General features: G+C 38.4%; 17 protein-coding genes. 7 read left to right on the forward strand and 10 right to left on the reverse strand.

Annotated elements, in window-relative coordinates; all coding sequences use genetic code 11:
• Window positions 1-1,596, forward strand: a complete 1,596-nt coding sequence (gene argS, locus ACM66U_RS02055; protein WP_151901064.1) for an arginine--tRNA ligase — start codon at window positions 1-3, stop codon at window positions 1,594-1,596.
• An 8-nt stretch (window positions 1,597-1,604) separates the two neighbouring features.
• Here argS and ACM66U_RS02060 read toward each other — a convergent pair whose 3' ends face one another.
• Window positions 1,605-2,297, reverse strand: a complete 693-nt coding sequence (locus ACM66U_RS02060) for a L,D-transpeptidase family protein (RefSeq protein WP_151901063.1) — start codon at window positions 2,295-2,297, stop codon at window positions 1,605-1,607.
• 58 nt (window positions 2,298-2,355) lie between these two features.
• On the opposite strand from ACM66U_RS02060, the gene ACM66U_RS02065 reads away from it, so the two are divergent.
• Window positions 2,356-2,991 carry an acyl-CoA acyltransferase gene (locus ACM66U_RS02065; RefSeq protein WP_230973265.1) on the forward strand — a complete coding sequence of 212 codons (636 nt, stop codon included), beginning with the start codon at window positions 2,356-2,358 and terminating at the stop codon, window positions 2,989-2,991.
• A 42-nt stretch (window positions 2,992-3,033) separates the two neighbouring features.
• A complete protein-coding gene (locus ACM66U_RS02070) occupies window positions 3,034-4,386 on the forward strand; it encodes a Na+/H+ antiporter NhaC family protein (protein ID WP_418641016.1) in 1,353 nt (450 codons plus the stop codon).
• On the opposite strand, the gene ACM66U_RS02075 is transcribed toward ACM66U_RS02070, so the two are convergent.
• On the reverse strand, window positions 4,364-5,107 hold the full coding sequence (locus ACM66U_RS02075; protein ID WP_418641424.1) for an exonuclease domain-containing protein: 744 nt from the start codon (window positions 5,105-5,107) through the stop codon (window positions 4,364-4,366). The genes ACM66U_RS02070 and ACM66U_RS02075 overlap by 23 nt on opposite strands.
• A gap of 268 nt (window positions 5,108-5,375) precedes the next feature.
• On the opposite strand from ACM66U_RS02075, the gene ACM66U_RS02080 reads away from it, so the two are divergent.
• The 3 genes from ACM66U_RS02080 (at window position 5,376) to ACM66U_RS02090 (ending at window position 7,532) form a co-directional block, all read left to right on the forward strand.
• Window positions 5,376-6,506 carry a DUF819 domain-containing protein gene (locus tag ACM66U_RS02080; RefSeq protein ID WP_151901061.1) on the forward strand — a complete coding sequence of 377 codons (1,131 nt, stop codon included), beginning with the start codon at window positions 5,376-5,378 and terminating at the stop codon, window positions 6,504-6,506.
• Between the two features lie 107 nt (window positions 6,507-6,613).
• A complete protein-coding gene (locus ACM66U_RS02085) occupies window positions 6,614-7,063 on the forward strand; it encodes a hypothetical protein (RefSeq protein ID WP_151901060.1) in 450 nt (149 codons plus the stop codon).
• A 1-nt stretch (window position 7,064) separates the two neighbouring features.
• Window positions 7,065-7,532: a hypothetical protein gene (locus ACM66U_RS02090; RefSeq protein WP_151901059.1), complete on the forward strand. Its 468-nt coding sequence runs from the start codon at window positions 7,065-7,067 to the stop codon at window positions 7,530-7,532.
• A 15-nt stretch (window positions 7,533-7,547) separates the two neighbouring features.
• Here ACM66U_RS02090 and ACM66U_RS02095 read toward each other — a convergent pair whose 3' ends face one another.
• Together ACM66U_RS02095 and ACM66U_RS02100 are read right to left on the reverse strand one after the other, a co-directional pair.
• Entirely contained in the window at window positions 7,548-7,850 is a 303-nt protein-coding gene (locus tag ACM66U_RS02095) for a hypothetical protein (RefSeq protein ID WP_151901058.1), read from the reverse strand.
• 407 nt (window positions 7,851-8,257) lie between these two features.
• A complete protein-coding gene (locus ACM66U_RS02100; protein ID WP_418641017.1) occupies window positions 8,258-8,848 on the reverse strand; it encodes a hypothetical protein in 591 nt (196 codons plus the stop codon).
• Window positions 8,849-9,028: 180 nt separating this feature from the next.
• Between ACM66U_RS02100 and ACM66U_RS02105 the strand changes: the two genes are divergently transcribed.
• Complete coding sequence (locus tag ACM66U_RS02105) at window positions 9,029-9,304, forward strand: GNAT family N-acetyltransferase (protein WP_346389311.1); 276 nt, start codon at window positions 9,029-9,031, stop codon at window positions 9,302-9,304.
• Here the strand turns inward: ACM66U_RS02105 and ACM66U_RS02110 are convergent.
• From ACM66U_RS02110 to ACM66U_RS02135, 6 genes are all read right to left on the reverse strand, one after another.
• Entirely contained in the window at window positions 9,297-9,980 is a 684-nt protein-coding gene (locus ACM66U_RS02110) for a leucine-rich repeat domain-containing protein (RefSeq protein ID WP_418641018.1), read from the reverse strand. The two genes, ACM66U_RS02105 and ACM66U_RS02110, sit on opposite strands and share 8 nt — an antisense overlap.
• Window positions 9,949-11,205 (reverse strand): trigger factor, encoded by a 1,257-nt coding sequence (gene tig, locus ACM66U_RS02115; RefSeq protein ID WP_418641019.1) that lies wholly within the window; start codon window positions 11,203-11,205, stop codon window positions 9,949-9,951. The genes ACM66U_RS02110 and tig overlap by 32 nt, the downstream gene beginning before the upstream one ends.
• 385 nt (window positions 11,206-11,590) lie before the next feature.
• A complete protein-coding gene (locus ACM66U_RS02120; protein ID WP_151901052.1) occupies window positions 11,591-12,301 on the reverse strand; it encodes a 2-oxoacid:acceptor oxidoreductase family protein in 711 nt (236 codons plus the stop codon).
• 1 nt (window position 12,302) lies between these two features.
• Window positions 12,303-13,211 carry a thiamine pyrophosphate-dependent enzyme gene (locus ACM66U_RS02125; protein ID WP_346389313.1) on the reverse strand — a complete coding sequence of 303 codons (909 nt, stop codon included), beginning with the start codon at window positions 13,209-13,211 and terminating at the stop codon, window positions 12,303-12,305.
• A gap of 12 nt (window positions 13,212-13,223) precedes the next feature.
• Window positions 13,224-14,408 (reverse strand): transketolase C-terminal domain-containing protein, encoded by a 1,185-nt coding sequence (locus tag ACM66U_RS02130; protein WP_346389314.1) that lies wholly within the window; start codon window positions 14,406-14,408, stop codon window positions 13,224-13,226.
• A 12-nt stretch (window positions 14,409-14,420) separates the two neighbouring features.
• Window positions 14,421-15,134, reverse strand: a complete 714-nt coding sequence (locus tag ACM66U_RS02135) for a carbon monoxide dehydrogenase beta subunit family protein (RefSeq protein ID WP_151901049.1) — start codon at window positions 15,132-15,134, stop codon at window positions 14,421-14,423.
• Between the last annotated feature and the right edge of the window lie 344 nt (window positions 15,135-15,478).

Raw genomic sequence — 15,478 nt, forward strand, 5'->3', positions numbered from 1 at the left:
TTGAAACAACGTGTATCGGCGTTATTACGCGAAAAAATAGGTCGTGAAGTTGTTTTAGAAAAGCCACGTGATCGTTCTTTTGGTCACTTTGCTACTCCTATAGCATTTTCTTTGGCAAAAGAACTCAGAAAATCTCCGATGGTCATTGCGGATGAACTGGCTTCATCTTTTGAAGAGAGTGAAGTATTTTCCAAAGTAGAGGCCGTCAAAGGCTATTTGAATTTTCGTTTAAGTGAAGATTTTTTAGCTGAGTATGCTTCCTGGGCTTTGGAGAATCCTGCAGAGTTTGCAAAACAGGAAAAAAACCAAAAAATACTTTTAGAATTTGTCAGTGCAAATCCAACCGGACCTCTGCATATCGGTCATGCAAGAGGTGCTGTTTACGGCGATACTCTGTACCGTCTGGCAAAACATCTCGGATATGATATAACAGCCGAATATTATGTAAATGATGCCGGCAATCAGATTGATCTGCTTGGACTTTCTATTCAGCTTTATGCAAGAGATCATCTTTTAGATGAAACGGTAGAATATCCTGAGAGTTATTACCGCGGAGAGTATTTGGATGCACTTGCCCGTGATGCGATGGAAAAATTCGGCAGAGAAATTTTTTATGATGAATCTCGTCAAAAAGAGTTGGCGCTTTGGGCAAAAGATGAAGTGATGAAAATCATTGTCAAAGATTTGGGTGATTTGAATATTTTCTTTGACACTTTTGTGTATGAATCAACTTTGTATGCTGACTGGGGCAGAGTGATGCAAAAAATGGGCGACGGCATTTATGAAAAAGAGGGCAAACTCTGGATAGCTTCAGAGGCTAAAGGTGATGAAAAAGACAGAGTTGTTGTCCGTGAAGACGGTCGCCCGACTTATCTTGCCGGCGATATAGTCTATCACAATCAAAAATTTGAACGCGGGTATGATCATTATATTAATATCTGGGGAGCGGATCATCACGGATACATTGCCCGTGTGAAGGCAGCAGTTGAATATCTTGGATATGACTCAAAAAAACTTGAAGTGCTGCTTTCTCAGATGGTAAGTCTTTTAAAAGACGGCGAACCGTATAAAATGAGTAAGCGTGCCGGCAATGTCATACTTATGAGTGATATAGTCGAAGAGATAGGTGCAGATGCTCTGCGTTTTATTTTTGCATCGAAAAAGAGCGATACCGCACTCGAATTTGATTTGGCAGAGTTTAAAAAACAGGACAGCTCGAATCCTATATTTTATATCCAATATGCACATGCACGTATTCAGACACTGCTCTCCAAAGCAACTGTGTCCAAAGAGGATATTGCAAATGCAAGTTTGAAAAATCTTGGAGAAAATGCAGATACACTATTGTTTGATGCACTTTTGCTGCCTGAAATCATTGAAGATGCTTTTAACACAAGACAGGTGCAGAAATTAACTGATTACCTGAAATCTCTGGCAGCTTCTTTGCATAAGTTTTATTATGATGTGCGCATGATCGGTACAGAAGATGAAGCAAAGCTTTTAAAGCTCATGCTGATGGTTGCGTTGAGTATAAAAACAGGACTTTCACTTATGGGTATTGCAGCCAAAGATAAAATGTCTAAAGAAGAGGAGTAATCCTCTTTTTATTTGAGCAATTCGGAATTTTTCAGCTGCGGATAAAGTTTGAGAACCTTTTTAGAGGATTTTTTTGGAATCTGCACTAAAACAGGGTTTTTCTTCTTGTCAAGCCAGCCGGCAATCTTTTTTATATCTTTTTCACTCATGGAAGTACAGCCGACTGTGGGACTCTTCGGTGCACGCTCAATATGCATAAATATACATGAACCTCTTCCTCTTGCTGACTTTTTGTTATAATCAACGACTATGCCTGTTTTGTACTGGACATCGTTTCGTTTCATATATTCAAAGCTTTTTTCATCTCCCTGTGCCATAATTATCTGATTATAGAAATTTGAGTTTGTATCATCAACACATATCAGATTTTTTTCAGCATAAAGATAGGGCATTTTATAATTGCTTTTTGGAGCGTAACCAAAAATTGCACTTAGGCTGAAAATCCCTGCAGGTGCTTTTTTGTCACCTTCATATTTCAACGCTTCATCAGGCTTTTTTTGAAATTCCCTGCTTTCTGCACCCCAGCCTAATCCATTTTTCCCCAAATTGACGCTCATTGTCTCAAAGACTTTGTTTGAGCCCTCATAACATTCGAGTTTTGCCGATGAACTGTTCATATCATTGGCAACAACGAGCACTATTTGCTGGGAAGAAAACAAGAAAATTGACAAACTTGCTGTAATTAAGAAACTTTTTATCATAAAGTATGGTACTATTACTATTATACGATGTCAAGAGTAAAATAGATAAAATTAAAGTTTGGATAAAACAATGAGTCTTAAAATAAAACAGGCTACGGCTGAAGATGCTTCTTTTTTAGCACAAATGATTTTACAAAGTTCACGGGCAGGGAAAAAGAAGGGTCTTTTTGATGTGCTTTTTGGGACAGATAATGATACAGAAGTCTTGGAAAAACTACAAAAGCTTACACAGACACAGTCAAAAAGCCATTGCCATTACAAAAATTTTTTAATAGCGCAAATGGACGGAAAGAGTGTGGGGAGCTTATGCAGCTATGAGCCCAGAATTGCAACAAAAGAGGCTTTTGAAGAGGCCCTCAAAGAGATAGGTTGCGGTGATGAGATCCAAAAACCGTTGGAAGTTGTGTATGAATGCAGTTTTAATACAAGCAAAAGCAGATTGATGTTTGATTTTATGGAAGAACTTGAGGGATTTATTGATGTGGGTGTACTCAAAGCATTGATGCAAAAAAGTCTGCTCACTGCAAGACTCAAGGGCTACAGTATTGTACAGACCGTTATAGAGATAGGGTCTTTGGAAGCAGAACTTTTTTACAAAAGACTCGGCTTTGAAATTGTCGATAAAAAAGAGTGTGATGCGTACAGAGAAATTTTTGGCAGAGCCGGTGTTATGCTTCTGGCTATGGAATTCTAAAGGCTTCTTATAGAACTCTCTTCTCTCTCGGTTCTCCCTTCTTTGTTAGCCATTATTTTGGCGCTCTATACCAAAAATATTGTACTCTCTTTATCTGGCGGTATATTTTTAGGACTTTTTTTTCTGCATGGTTTTTCATTCCTTGCAACGGCTGATGCTCTCGTTGCACTTTTTTTCTCTTTGTTAAGTGAAGGGTGGATACTTAAGACACTGGCTTTTGCAGTGCTTGTCGGAAGCGTTATGGAGTTGATGCAAAAAAGCGGAGGCATTAACGGATTTGTCTCTTTTATGACCCAAAAAACAAGACTTGTCAATTCTCCCCGTTCCGCTTTGCTTGTCAGTTATTTTATCGGTGTATTGATTTTTATAGAATCTTCTATAACCTCTTTAATAGCAGGAGCTGTCGGCAGACCGCTTTGCGACAAAGAAAAAGTGCCGCATGCCAAACTGGCTTTTGTCTGTGACTCCACTTCTGCGCCTGTCAGCTCTTTAATTGTTCTTAACGGCTGGGGTGCGCTTTTACTCGGACTGATTGCGACGCAAATACAAACAGGCATCATAGAAGGTGATAATGTAAATTTATTACTCCATAGCGTCATGTATAATTTTTATGCCATGAGTGCTTTAATTGTTACTTTTTTGGCTGTTTGGTTTAATATTGACATTGGCGCGATGAAACATGCCAAGCTGTCTTTAGCCAAAACTGCTTTACATGTAAACGCGCATGTGAGTATGAATTATATGCTTATCCCGATCTTTTTGATGATTGCATTTGTGTTTGTATTCTTATACATAACGGGAGAGGGCAATATGCTCAAAGGAAGCGGTTCGACTTCTATTTACTATACAATGCTTGCTACTTTGAGTGTAATGTTTCTCTATTATGTCGGGACAAAAAACATGTCTGTAAAAACTTATACAAAAAGCGCTTACATTGGCGCCAAAAAACTTTTTCCGATTGCTGTGATACTGCTTTTTGCTTTTGCTATAGGAGAAGTAACGGTTGACTTGAAAACAGGGGAGTATCTGGCTTCACTTGCCAATGAGTCTCTGAGTCTGTTTCTTTTAAGCGGTGTGATATTTTTGCTCAGCAGCATCATCTCCTTTTCCACAGGAACATCCTGGGGTACTTTCAGCATTATGATACCCATAGCCGTACCGATGGCTGTTGGGATGGATGCTGATGTGGCTTTGGCAATAGGAGCGGTTATCAGCGGCGGTGTTTTTGGGGATCACTGTTCTCCTATTTCTGATACGACAATTATCTCCTCTTTGGCAAGTGATTGTGAGGTAATCGAACATGTAAAGACACAACTCCCTTATGCGCTTATAAGCGGTTTTATTGCTTTTTTTCTGTTTATACTGTTTGGATTTATGACTCCAGGTAGTAGTTGATAGAGTAGCGCAGATCTTCATCAATATTTTCCATATTCTTCAACATCCATCGCAGATATCCTGCATCTTCACTTGCAACTTCTTCAAGACTTTTGCCTTTGTGTTTTCCAAATCTGAATGTTTGTACCAAAATAGGAGTGTTGGTTAAATCGACCATCTTTTCAACAGGATTTTCATTTGGAAACTGTTCTTGGACAATATCTTTGAGTTTAGAGAGAAAGAGTTTCAAGACAAGGACATCACCGATGGCATCATGGGCCTTGACAACGATGCCAAGTGCCTCGGCCTCTTTTTCTTCTTCTTTATAGAGTTCCATTTTATAGCGAAAATACTGCAGTCTGTGCGCCTCTTCATCCGGCATAACATGTTTTGCAACCCTTAGCGTATCTATAACTTTCATCTGTGTTACAAAGCCTTCTTTTTCGAGCATTGTTATATCAAAAGGGGCATTGTGAATGATGAGATAATTCTCTGCAGTATTTAATTCAAGAAGTCTTTTGTATGTCTGTGTCTCTACACAAGGCGGCTTGCCTTCAATCAAATCAGGTGTAATCCCATGCACTTCCATCGCACCGTATTTTATAGCAATATCAGCAGAACAAAATTCGTTATGCACTTCTATCTCTTTTGTGCCTAAAACCATATAACCGAGTTGAATTATTCTGTCTTCTTCATCTGTACCTGTTGTTTCTGTATCTAAAATCACATATTTTTTTGCCATCAGAGTTTCACTTTTAATTATATTATAAAGCATATTGGAACCTAGGTTAAAACCTCACTGCCATTAAGTTAAGCATTTATTTGGAACCGGTACTTCAGTGCCGGCTGTTGCAATAGTCTTGCCACTTTCAGCCGGCACTGAAGTACCGGTTCCGAGAAAGCATTAATTTTCTCAACTTAATGGCAATGAGGTTTTACCCCAGGCTAATTTGCTTTGATTTACCATGTCGCTATTATATGATATACTAATGAAAAAGTAGGTTAAAGCTTTGATTGACTCTCCTTTGATATATCTTTTTACACTTGCTTTACTTGTAACAGCACTCAGCTTTGCACAAATCAAAACAAAACACAAATTTTTCGAGTATATTCCTGTTGTTGTGCTGATATATGCTTTTTCTATGCTGCTTGCCTCTTCGGGAGTGTTTGCGCAAAATCAGGAGATTACAGCTGTCTACAGACTGACAAAAACGAATCTGCTGCCGGCAATGCTTTTTTTGATGCTTCTGGAAGTGGATTTTAAGCATTTTTTCAAGCTCAGAAAATCGCTTTTAATCGCTTATGTTTTAGCTGTTTTTTCCATTGCTTTTGCCTTTATAGTCGTTGCATATTTGTTTGGGTTTGACAAAGAAACAGCAGCAGCATTTGGCGCACTCGCAGGGAGTTGGATGGGAGGTACGGCAAATATGATCGCTGTCGGAAGTGCTTTACATGTAAGTGAAGATGCCTTTGCCTATGCTCTTGTTGTGGACAGTGTCAATTATACTGTATGGGTGATGCTCTTGCTTTTTTTGGTCCCTTTTGCAAAAATATTCAACAGGTTTACAAAGAGTGAAGAAAAACTTGCCTATCTGGATAAAATCGGTTGTGCCTGTTCTGTGGGTGCCAAAAGATACTGGCTCCTAATTCTTCTGGCACTCGGAGCATCTCTGTTTTCTCAGATAATAGCCGAAAAATTGGTGATACTCAATACAACGACAAGTATTGTTGTTTTTTCCACACTCTTAGGGGTGCTCGGCTCTTTTACAAAATTACGGTTTATAAACGGTTCAAACGAAGTGGCAACAACCATGCTCTATATTTTAATAGCACTGATAGGTTCTCGTGCTGTCATAGAAAGCTTCAGTGGTCTTGGCATGTATGTTTTTGCCGGTTTTGCCGTCTTGCTTGTGCATGCATTGATAATGGTGGCAGGGGCAAAAATATTCAAGCTCGATTTATTCAGTATCTCGGTTGCCTCTCTGGCAAACATAGGCGGTGTGGCTTCGGCACCAATTCTTGCGGCAACTTACAACAAAGCACTTGTAAGTATAGGTGTACTGATGGCAATAATGGGGTATTTGATAGGAACTTTTGGCGGGCTTTTGGTCGGATATATACTTATTTACAGCACGCAGTAGAGAATTTATCTATTATTATTTTATTTATCTAATTAAAATTAGTAATAAGGCTACAGACAAATTATGTTACTATCATTAAAATTTTATAATGATATGAAGGATAAGAAATGACAGAGGGAAAAGTATTATCGTTGTTTGTGACGATGCCTGATATGATGCGTGCGGGGCATCGTATGAAATGTGAAGACTTTGATTGCGATGAGAACGGAATTGTTGGGAGCAGAGACTATGACAACGGTGAAGTGAAGCCAATGGTTTTGGTTTCAAAAAAAAGTTATGACATCATAGAAGATGCAGAACTTGTGTTTGAAAGAGGACTTTTAATGGAAGATATTTATGTGGATGTTGACCTGTATCATCTCAACAAAGGTTCGATAATAGAGATCGGCGAGATGCTTTTTGAAGTTAACGGGCCGTGTGAAGATTACCGGTATCTGTATGCATTCGCTCCTGAACTTCCTGCACTGATAAAAGGAAAACGCGGTCTTTTTGTAACGCCTCTTGAATACGGCGGAATTGCAGTCGGAAATGATGTAAAAGTGGTAAAAGAAGTTTAGTTTGAAAAAAATAGGCATTGGCATTGAATACAGTAATATCTGTAAGGATTATAATACATTTTATTTGGACAGAGACAATTTAGATCCTGAAACTTCTCAATGTATGAAAAAAGTTATGGCATGGAGTCAAGAGTTTTTGTCCGAATTATTGGATGCTTTTGAGTATAAAATATTTAATTTAAATGCATCTGTTCCTGTCAAAGTTTCAGATATCGCTTCGAAAAGATTTCTTTTTTATTCACTGGAAAAGGGAATAACACTGCAAAGCTATGTGCTTGCAAAAGAGTTCACACAATATGAAGGCTTGGCTGCCTGGGAGTTGCAAAACGAGAGTAATATTCTTGTCCAAAATGACGAAGACGGCGGAGCACTTTATTTTTATGTCAATGAAAATTCTCAAGAGTATGAATGGATAACTTCCAAATTAAAAGATTTTTCACTGGATGAAATTCCTTTTACTGTAAAATAAAAAACAGAGAGGGCATCAGCCCATCTCTACAGAATCTATTTCACCTTTGAACTCTTCAATGGAAAATGTTATTCTGTTGGCGATCTCCTCGGGTGTTTCCCGCAATAAGGTTGCATCCAAATGAATTTTACGTGTATGTTTGTTGTAATCACCCAAAACATAGGTAACTAATACAAAAGGGGTTTCTGATACATCACACTCTTTTACCGTTGTTTCAACACCGGGTATACAATAATCAATATCTATATCCGGATCTACCATCGCTTTGTTTACCAGTGTAACAACTTTTTCTAATTTTTCTTTCGTTACTGCGTCCATAACAAACTCTCCTGAAATAATATCGTCTATAGAATAAGTACCTATCCAAAAGAAACACCAAAAAAAGAGAATTAAAAAAGTAGTAGGTACAAGGCAAAACTCCGTAGGAGCTACTAGTAGCTTCAAGGGGTTTTAACGAAGTAGATACTTCTTTTTTAGCTCTCCCTTTGGGTAAAAGAATAATGGCACGATTGACTTCGTTAGATTTCATCAGATTAGCTACGGCTAGTCTATCAAAAATCTGCCTTGCACTCGCACCATTCTTCTTTTACTTTTTTTGGTGTTTCTTTTGGATAGGTACTTAATTATAGCAAAGTTAACAGTATCCATGCAGATATGAGAACTCTTTTTCTGAAACATGACAAAAGTGTGTAAAAAACGAAAAACTGCTCTTACATCATATTTTCTTATTCTATGCCATGAAACTGTTTATAAATTCTTTGGACATAATTCGGCTTAAGACCTAATATTTTGATTTCTGCTATCTCTTCTTTGATATGCTCTTTTTTGATTGCTATGAGCATTTCCCATCTCTTGACAAGTATCTCTTTTATATCTGACTCAAAATCACCTTCATAATCAGGGTAGGCTTTGGCAAGTGCTGTGACAATTTCATGTAACGCAGTTGTTTTTATAATATCAAGCTGCTCCTGAGGATGTGTTTTTTCCACATTTACATAGTGTGCCCATGTAGCTTCCAAAAGAGTTCTTATCTCTTGTGCATAGTCTCTCTCCTGTGTTGAGAATTTTTCTTTTAACAAGTCGGGAATATCTTTAAATTCATTTGCATTGACTATTTCAAGTTCTTCTTGAAAGCCTTTTAAATCTTCTTCATACTCGGCTGCATCTTCATAGAGTTTTGCAATTTCAGCATTTTTGTCCCTATTGTTGTTTGCTTTTTTTGGAGCAGGTTTTTTTTCTTCTTCATTTGCGGCACAGGCTTCTTTAAGCTCCTGCATTTGCATTTCCATATACCGTTTTGTTTCTTGAGTAGCCATATAATCAGTACCTCACAATAATTTTTTTGTATTTTAGATAAAACTACAGTAATTTGAAGTTAAAGAAGAAAACATCTTCATTTCTTAGGCTTATATAAAGGTTGTGAAATTTATGTAATTGACAGGGTAGTTTCTTTTTAAATTTAGCATGATAAAATTATAGGAAAAAAAGGAAAAGAGATGTCAAATACTTTAATTCACAATCCAGATGAGTGCAGATACGAATACCATATAGAGGGACATGTGGCTTATATAACATATGATGATCAGGATGGCAAGATGCACTTGACACATACTATTGTACCGCAAGAGCTGGCGGGAAAAGGTCTTGCAAAAGCTTTGCTTGAAGATGTGCTCAAAGAGATAGAAAAAGAGAATAAAAAAGCTGTGGCGCAATGTTCGTATATTGTCAAATATCAGGAAAAAAATCCTGACAAGAGCCACCTGTTTATATAGAAACACAACAGCCTTTTTGCATAAGCCTGTCCAGCCACTGGGCATGCCCTTGGGTTAATGAAAGCCTGTTGTAAGTGAAGTCCAGCTCTTCCAGGTTTAGCAGATTTTCAATCTCGTCAGGCAGGGTGCTCAGCCGATTCTTCCAGAAAGTCAACTTGGTTAAATTTGTCAATTGTCCGATTTCAGCAGGAAGGGATGAAAGCTGATTTGCGCCCAGTTCCAATGTTTTTAAATTTTTGAGCGAAGCGATCTCTCTTGGTATGCCTGAGAGTCTGTTTTCCTGCAAAAGAAGAAGTTTCAGATTTTTTAAAGACCCTATCTCTTTTGGCAGTTCTTCCAATTGATTCCCTGCAAGATAAAGTTCTTCAAGCTGTGTCAGAAGACCTGTCTCCGGGGGCAGTTTCCTCAACCGGTTTCCCAGCATATAAAGTTTTTTTAAATTCTTAAGACAGGCTATTTCCGGCGGCAAGTCTGAAAGCTGACTGCCAAGAAGATTGAGCTCCTGCAGTCCGAGCAATGACTCTTTGTCTCTCGGAAGTCCTCTGAAATAGCCACCTTTGAGATAGGAATCATGCGCTATCCACTCTAAATCGGATATATTGTTTTTATCAGCCCAGTCCCAGATTTTTTGAATCATTGGATTTTTACTGATTATGAAATCCCAGGAGTTTTCCAAAAAGTTTATCTTCGGTAAGACCCATTTTGGCAGATGTCATAAGATTGTTCTCTTCATAGTACTTTACAAGTTCCTGGGCATCCTGGCCTGTCATCATTGCCTGATAGCCCAGTGCGGCATGCACTTCCTGTATATGAACATCTATTCCTTCTTTTTTTGCCAAAGCTTCAACGATAAGGGCAGTTTTTACAACTCTTTTCGCATCTTCACGTACAGATTCTCTTAGCTGAAGAAATTTCTCTTTGTCTTCAAGGAACTGTTTGTGCTCTTCTTCTGTGTAGCTTTTTGTTTTTTCGCGTACTTTTGCATCTATCTCCTGCTCGACGATATTCTCAGGCAGCGTGAAATCAAATTTTTCAATTAAAGCATTTATTATCTTTGGCTTAAGCTCCTGCATATACAGTTTTGAAAGTTCTTCGGATATAATCTGGTCTGCAAATTTTTCTTTGAGTGTGTCAAGCGTTGCAGAGGGATCGCTTAGAATTTTTTGGGCAAAAGCATCATCGGGTGTTTGGGCTTCCTGCTGTTGAATTTCATGAAGTTTGACAGCAAATTTAGTCTCTTTTCCTGCCAGATCTTCTGCCTGGTAGTCTGCCGGAAAGGTTACGGTAATGGTTCTCTCCTCGCCATACTCCATTCCGATTATCTGTTCTTCAAAACCAGGAATAAATGATTGGGAGCCGATTTTCAGGTTGAATTTTTCTGCACTGCCGCCTTCAAACGGTTTTCCATCAATAGAACCGGCAAAGTCGATGACAGCAACATCACCTGCTTTTACTGCCCGCGGTTTGTCTATTTTGGTAAAGGGAGCCTGCTGTTGTGCAAACTCCTGAAGTTTGGCCTCCACTGCTGCAGGATTGGCTTTTGGCTTTGTGAAGTCGGGGATGATATCGTTATAGTCTATATCTGTATTGATTTGAGGACTTGTTGAGAGCGCGACCTCGAAGTAGACATTGTTCTCCTGCTGTTCATATTTTTTCAGGAGCGGTTGTCCCAAAATAGTATCTATGTCTATATTTGCTTTTTTGATGCCGGTATTGATGAACTCTTTGAAAACTTCGCCTGCTGCTTCCTGCTCAATATTTTCACTTTTTGACGTCTCGTTATTTGTCTTTTGTGTTAATTTTTCTTTAAATTCTGCCACTTTGTTTTCTATTATATTGTTTTCGATCGTACCACTCAAGATAAAGTTAATATCATCGATTTTTTTTACTGAAACTTCCACTATGGTCCTTTTGATTTTTAATTATATTATTTTAACATTATTGTCTAAAAGTAACTTTTTATAAGGAATTGGATAAATAATAAAAGATTTTTTAAATTTTAAGAGGGTATAAGCCATCCCTAAAGGATGACCTATATATACAGAAATTATACTGCTTCGACGTTAGGCATTTCCATCGTAATACAATCACGATTGAGCATATCAGTACATACGTACACACATAATGCACACCCTTTACATCTGTCTACATCAACCCAAGATGTATTTCCGCTTTTATCAAACATGAGTGTATTGGCTTCCGGGCAATACAGAGTACAGGTATTACACTTGTACTCGGCACACATGTCAGAATTAACTTTTGCTACATAATACATTTATTATCCTTTTATATGTCGAACTTAATAATTAAATCAGCAGTATCCAAATCGATAGAATTTGCCATTTCAAAAGTCTTGCTGATTACATCCATATTTTTTTGGAGTAACTCTTCTTTTTTCTTAAACTTTTTCTCTATTGCAGAGTCAAGCATCGCTGTACCGCCTGAAGATACAAATGATGTTCCCAGGAATCTCTCTTTTACCGCTGTTTCAATGTTTTCAATACTGACAAGGTTTATAAGTCCAAGCATCATACCCATCATTGCCATATTTGTTGCCAGCTCTGTTCCTGCCGTATCAAGTGCAAGTTTTGTTGCATCAAACTGAACAACAGTAGCTCTTAAGTCTTTTAAAACTTTTACATCATCTTCATCAAGTACATTTACTTCAGAGTTGATAATAATCAAACTGTCAGGCTTAAGACCTGTATAAAACGGCATTGTATAAGACTTACCGTGTGTTACAACCTGTGAGTGGTAAATCATGATAATATCAGGATATACAACTTCACCAACTTCATAAATCGGCTCTGTTGAAGCTCTTACATAAGCCTCAACAGGTGCCATTCTTTTTTCAGAACCAAAAAACGGTACCAAAGATGCATATTGACCTGCATTATCCATTGTTGAACCAAGGATGTGTGCTGTAGTTACAACACCTTGTCCGCCTAGCCCTGAAATACGTATGTTATATCTTTTTTTTCTTGTTTTATCAGCCATATTAATTTACCGCCTCTGTTTTTTGAGCTTTTCTTGCCATTCTTGCTGCTTTTTCTTCAGCTTCTACACGTTCGATGACTTCTTTTGCTTCATCAGTCATGTATTCTTCAAATGTAAAACGATCTTTTTCCTGTGCTTTTGCATCAGCAAACACTTCATGTGTAGGAATAGAGTATTCAATATTACATGATGTATAAGCATGAATAAATGTCGGTCCGACTTCTCTTGCAACAAAGATTGCACGTCTGATAATCTTAGCCGCTTTTTTGATGTTTGTCGGAGACATTCTTACAGTATAGACACAACCGGCTGCTCTGGCAAGCTCTGTTGCAGGCATTTTGCCGAAGTCTTTCCCTTTTGGAGCCATTTTAAGAACAGCACCTTTTGGAGACATACCAGATGATTGTCCGCCTGTATTTCCATAAACTTCATTGTCAAGCATGATAGTCGTGAATTTTTCGCCACGAATCCATGAGTGCATAGTCATAGAAAAACCGATATCCATAGTACCGCCGTCACCGGCAATAGTAATAACATCTTTTGTTTTGTCAGGGAAACGTAATCTGAACGCACGTGTCAATCCGGATGCCATAGCATTTTGGTCACCGTAGTTACCATAGATAAACGGTACCGCAGCCTGAGAAATAGCCAAACGGCCACAACCGGCTGTACCCAGTGTTACTGTATCTTCCGGATTTGGAAGTGAAGCAAAAATCAGTCTGATATAGTATGCCATCCAACAACCAGAACACATCGGATGCTCTTCAACGAGCTCTTTAAACTGCCCCATATTACCTGGTCCGGCTTCTTCTTGTGTTTTTCCAAACGGACCGTAGTCAACTAGCTCTACATAATCTTTTGGTAGATATTTTTTAAATCTCTCTGCCGGAGTTATATATTTTAAACTCATTTTATCTCCTTTTTATAGTTTTAGGTCGTATTCTAAGCCAAGTGAGTTATGAATTTCTTTCATAATCAACTCAACCGGAAGTGTCATACCACCGTATACTCTTGGTCCCTCTGTAACAATTCCGCCATTTGGAATCGCCGCTTTTACTTCTTTACATAACCAGCCGATAATATTGTGTTCAGGGACGATGATAGATTTTGCATTTTTCACTGCATCTCTGATCTCATCAATCGGGAACGGTCTGATAGCTCTTACTTTGATTAAACCGACGCTTAAACCTGCTTCCTGTGCATATCTCCATGCTTCTCTTGCCTGTGCAGCTGCACAGCCAGAAGCGATAAGGAATACTTCAGACTCAGGATTTTTCACTTCAATCGGTCCGCCAAGATATTCATAGATATATTTCATTGCACGTTTGTTTGAATCCCAGATTTCCTGTTGCCATACAGCATGAATCAGGTAAGACATAAAGTTTGACTTTTGAACAGGAGCATCACGCTGGATTCTTGCAGGTGGAGTTTCATTGTCCATCGCAGGAACCGGTGCGGCTACCGGATCAAATTCAATCAGTGCCATATCTTCCGGAGTCATGTCAACATAACCTTTTGCGTGTGTTACGAAGAAACCTTCAGTAGCAACTGCAACAGGAATGTATACATCAACTTTTTCAGCAATAGCAAAGGCTGCCAAAGTGAAGTCAAATGTGTCCTGCTGGTTTTCAGCATGTAACATTACGGCACCACAATGCATCATATATGCCATTTCGATATTATCAGGCTGAATAGACAATGGTGCATTGATAACACGTGTCAATATTCCAAGGACAGCCGGAACACGGTGACCTGGCCAAGAAACAATAGCTTCCAAACCGCGAAGCAGTCCCGGTCCTGAAGTAGCTGTAAAAAGACGTACACCCGCTCTTGCAGCACCTGCAATAGCAGACATGGTACCAAGCTCTTCTTCAGCTCTGTAGTACTCTTTAATGTGGCCTTGCGCATATATGTCACCTACAAGGTGCATTACCTCTGACTGTGGTGTAATAGGGTAGGCGATTGCCATATCAACACTTGCTCTTTTAACAGCTTCTGCCATTGCCTGCGCACCTGTGATAAAGTGCTTTTCTCTCGGAGCTTCTTTTAACAGATAGTTAATATCTACTAATGTTTTTTCTAATTTTTTTTCTGGATTTGGACTCATTGATTATCTCCTTTATTCAACTTCAGTAACATGTTCACCTTTTCTTGTCATGATGAGACTTCTGTACTCACCATAATCAGCAGGTGATAATGTAGTCAAATCTTCTTTAGGTAAAGATGGATTTTCAGGTGGTAAAGTAGTTTCCCACTCAATGCCTAGTTTGTTTCTTTCTTCAATCACAATTTCTTTAAATTTGTGAATATCGTCTGCATGAAGGTCTCTGATTGATGCCATAGCCTCTTCATGACCCATATAGGCACATAATGCTACAGTGTAGCAGTCAGTACCTGCACGTATCATTCTAAGAGTAAGATTTGCATAGTGACAGTGTACACCGACAAAAACACACGCTTTGATCTTGTTATCCAAAATCGTCAGGTTAGGGTGATTAGGATTAATCTCTGCCTTCACATCGATTTTTGGATACTTTGGTCTGTAATCCGGCATTGGAATAATTTTACAGTTTGGAATTTCAGACGCCAGCTCTAAAAGCGCTTCTGCTTTTGCAGCTACATCATCTTTCCAGTCCCATAATACTTGTGGACCAGGGAAAATTGTCGGGTTATCTCGAGTCAGCAATGCTCTTGCTGCATCTCTCATAGCCTCTTCTTCACTTACTTTATTTCCATAAAGCAAAGCCTGCCCTTCAGGTGCAAGTTCAACTCCCATATATGGTGCCGATTGAGGCATATACCCAGCCGGACCTTCTGTTACTTTTTTTAACATTGTTACCTCCTTATTTAGTACGAATACGAAAAAGTTTCGATAAATTACATCGAAATGCCCTAACACGCAGTTAAGCTTAGTAACTATGTTTTAATCTTAAGACTATTTTCTTTCATCTAGTTGAATTTGCGAATTATTATTATTAGCATTTTATATTATTATTTATAAGATAAGGATTCCAAATAAGCAGGGAAAACAGAGCTCCGCATATAGGAGGCTACAGGGGGTATAATTTCTCTTTGTCTTTACTCTTAAAGTAAACATAAAAAAATTATTTAATTTATCAAGATTAATTTTTTGGAAAAATTCTGTAACTTTTTCGCCTATTTCCCCTGTAGACGCTA

The sequence above is a fragment of the Sulfurimonas sp. ST-27 genome, assembly GCF_048081595.1.
Lineage (GTDB): Bacteria > Campylobacterota > Campylobacteria > Campylobacterales > Sulfurimonadaceae > Sulfurimonas > Sulfurimonas hydrogeniphila.

Coding starts and splice junctions, on each gene's coding strand:
- ACM66U_RS02060 (WP_151901063.1), bottom strand. CDS start 2,297: ATGATAAAAAGTTTCTTAATTACAGCAAGTTTGTCAATTTTCTTGTTT.
- ACM66U_RS02075 (WP_418641424.1), bottom strand. CDS start 5,107: ATGGCAAAAAAATATGTGATTTTAGATACAGAAACAACAGGTACAGAT.
- ACM66U_RS02085 (WP_151901060.1), top strand. CDS start 6,614: ATGACAGAGGGAAAAGTATTATCGTTGTTTGTGACGATGCCTGATATG.
- ACM66U_RS02095 (WP_151901058.1), bottom strand. CDS start 7,850: ATGGACGCAGTAACGAAAGAAAAATTAGAAAAAGTTGTTACACTGGTA.
- ACM66U_RS02100 (WP_418641017.1), bottom strand. CDS start 8,848: ATGGCTACTCAAGAAACAAAACGGTATATGGAAATGCAAATGCAGGAG.
- ACM66U_RS02105 (WP_346389311.1), top strand. CDS start 9,029: ATGTCAAATACTTTAATTCACAATCCAGATGAGTGCAGATACGAATAC.
- ACM66U_RS02120 (WP_151901052.1), bottom strand. CDS start 12,301: ATGGCTGATAAAACAAGAAAAAAAAGATATAACATACGTATTTCAGGG.
- ACM66U_RS02125 (WP_346389313.1), bottom strand. CDS start 13,211: ATGAGTTTAAAATATATAACTCCGGCAGAGAGATTTAAAAAATATCTA.
- ACM66U_RS02130 (WP_346389314.1), bottom strand. CDS start 14,408: ATGAGTCCAAATCCAGAAAAAAAATTAGAAAAAACATTAGTAGATATT.
- ACM66U_RS02135 (WP_151901049.1), bottom strand. CDS start 15,134: ATGTTAAAAAAAGTAACAGAAGGTCCGGCTGGGTATATGCCTCAATCG.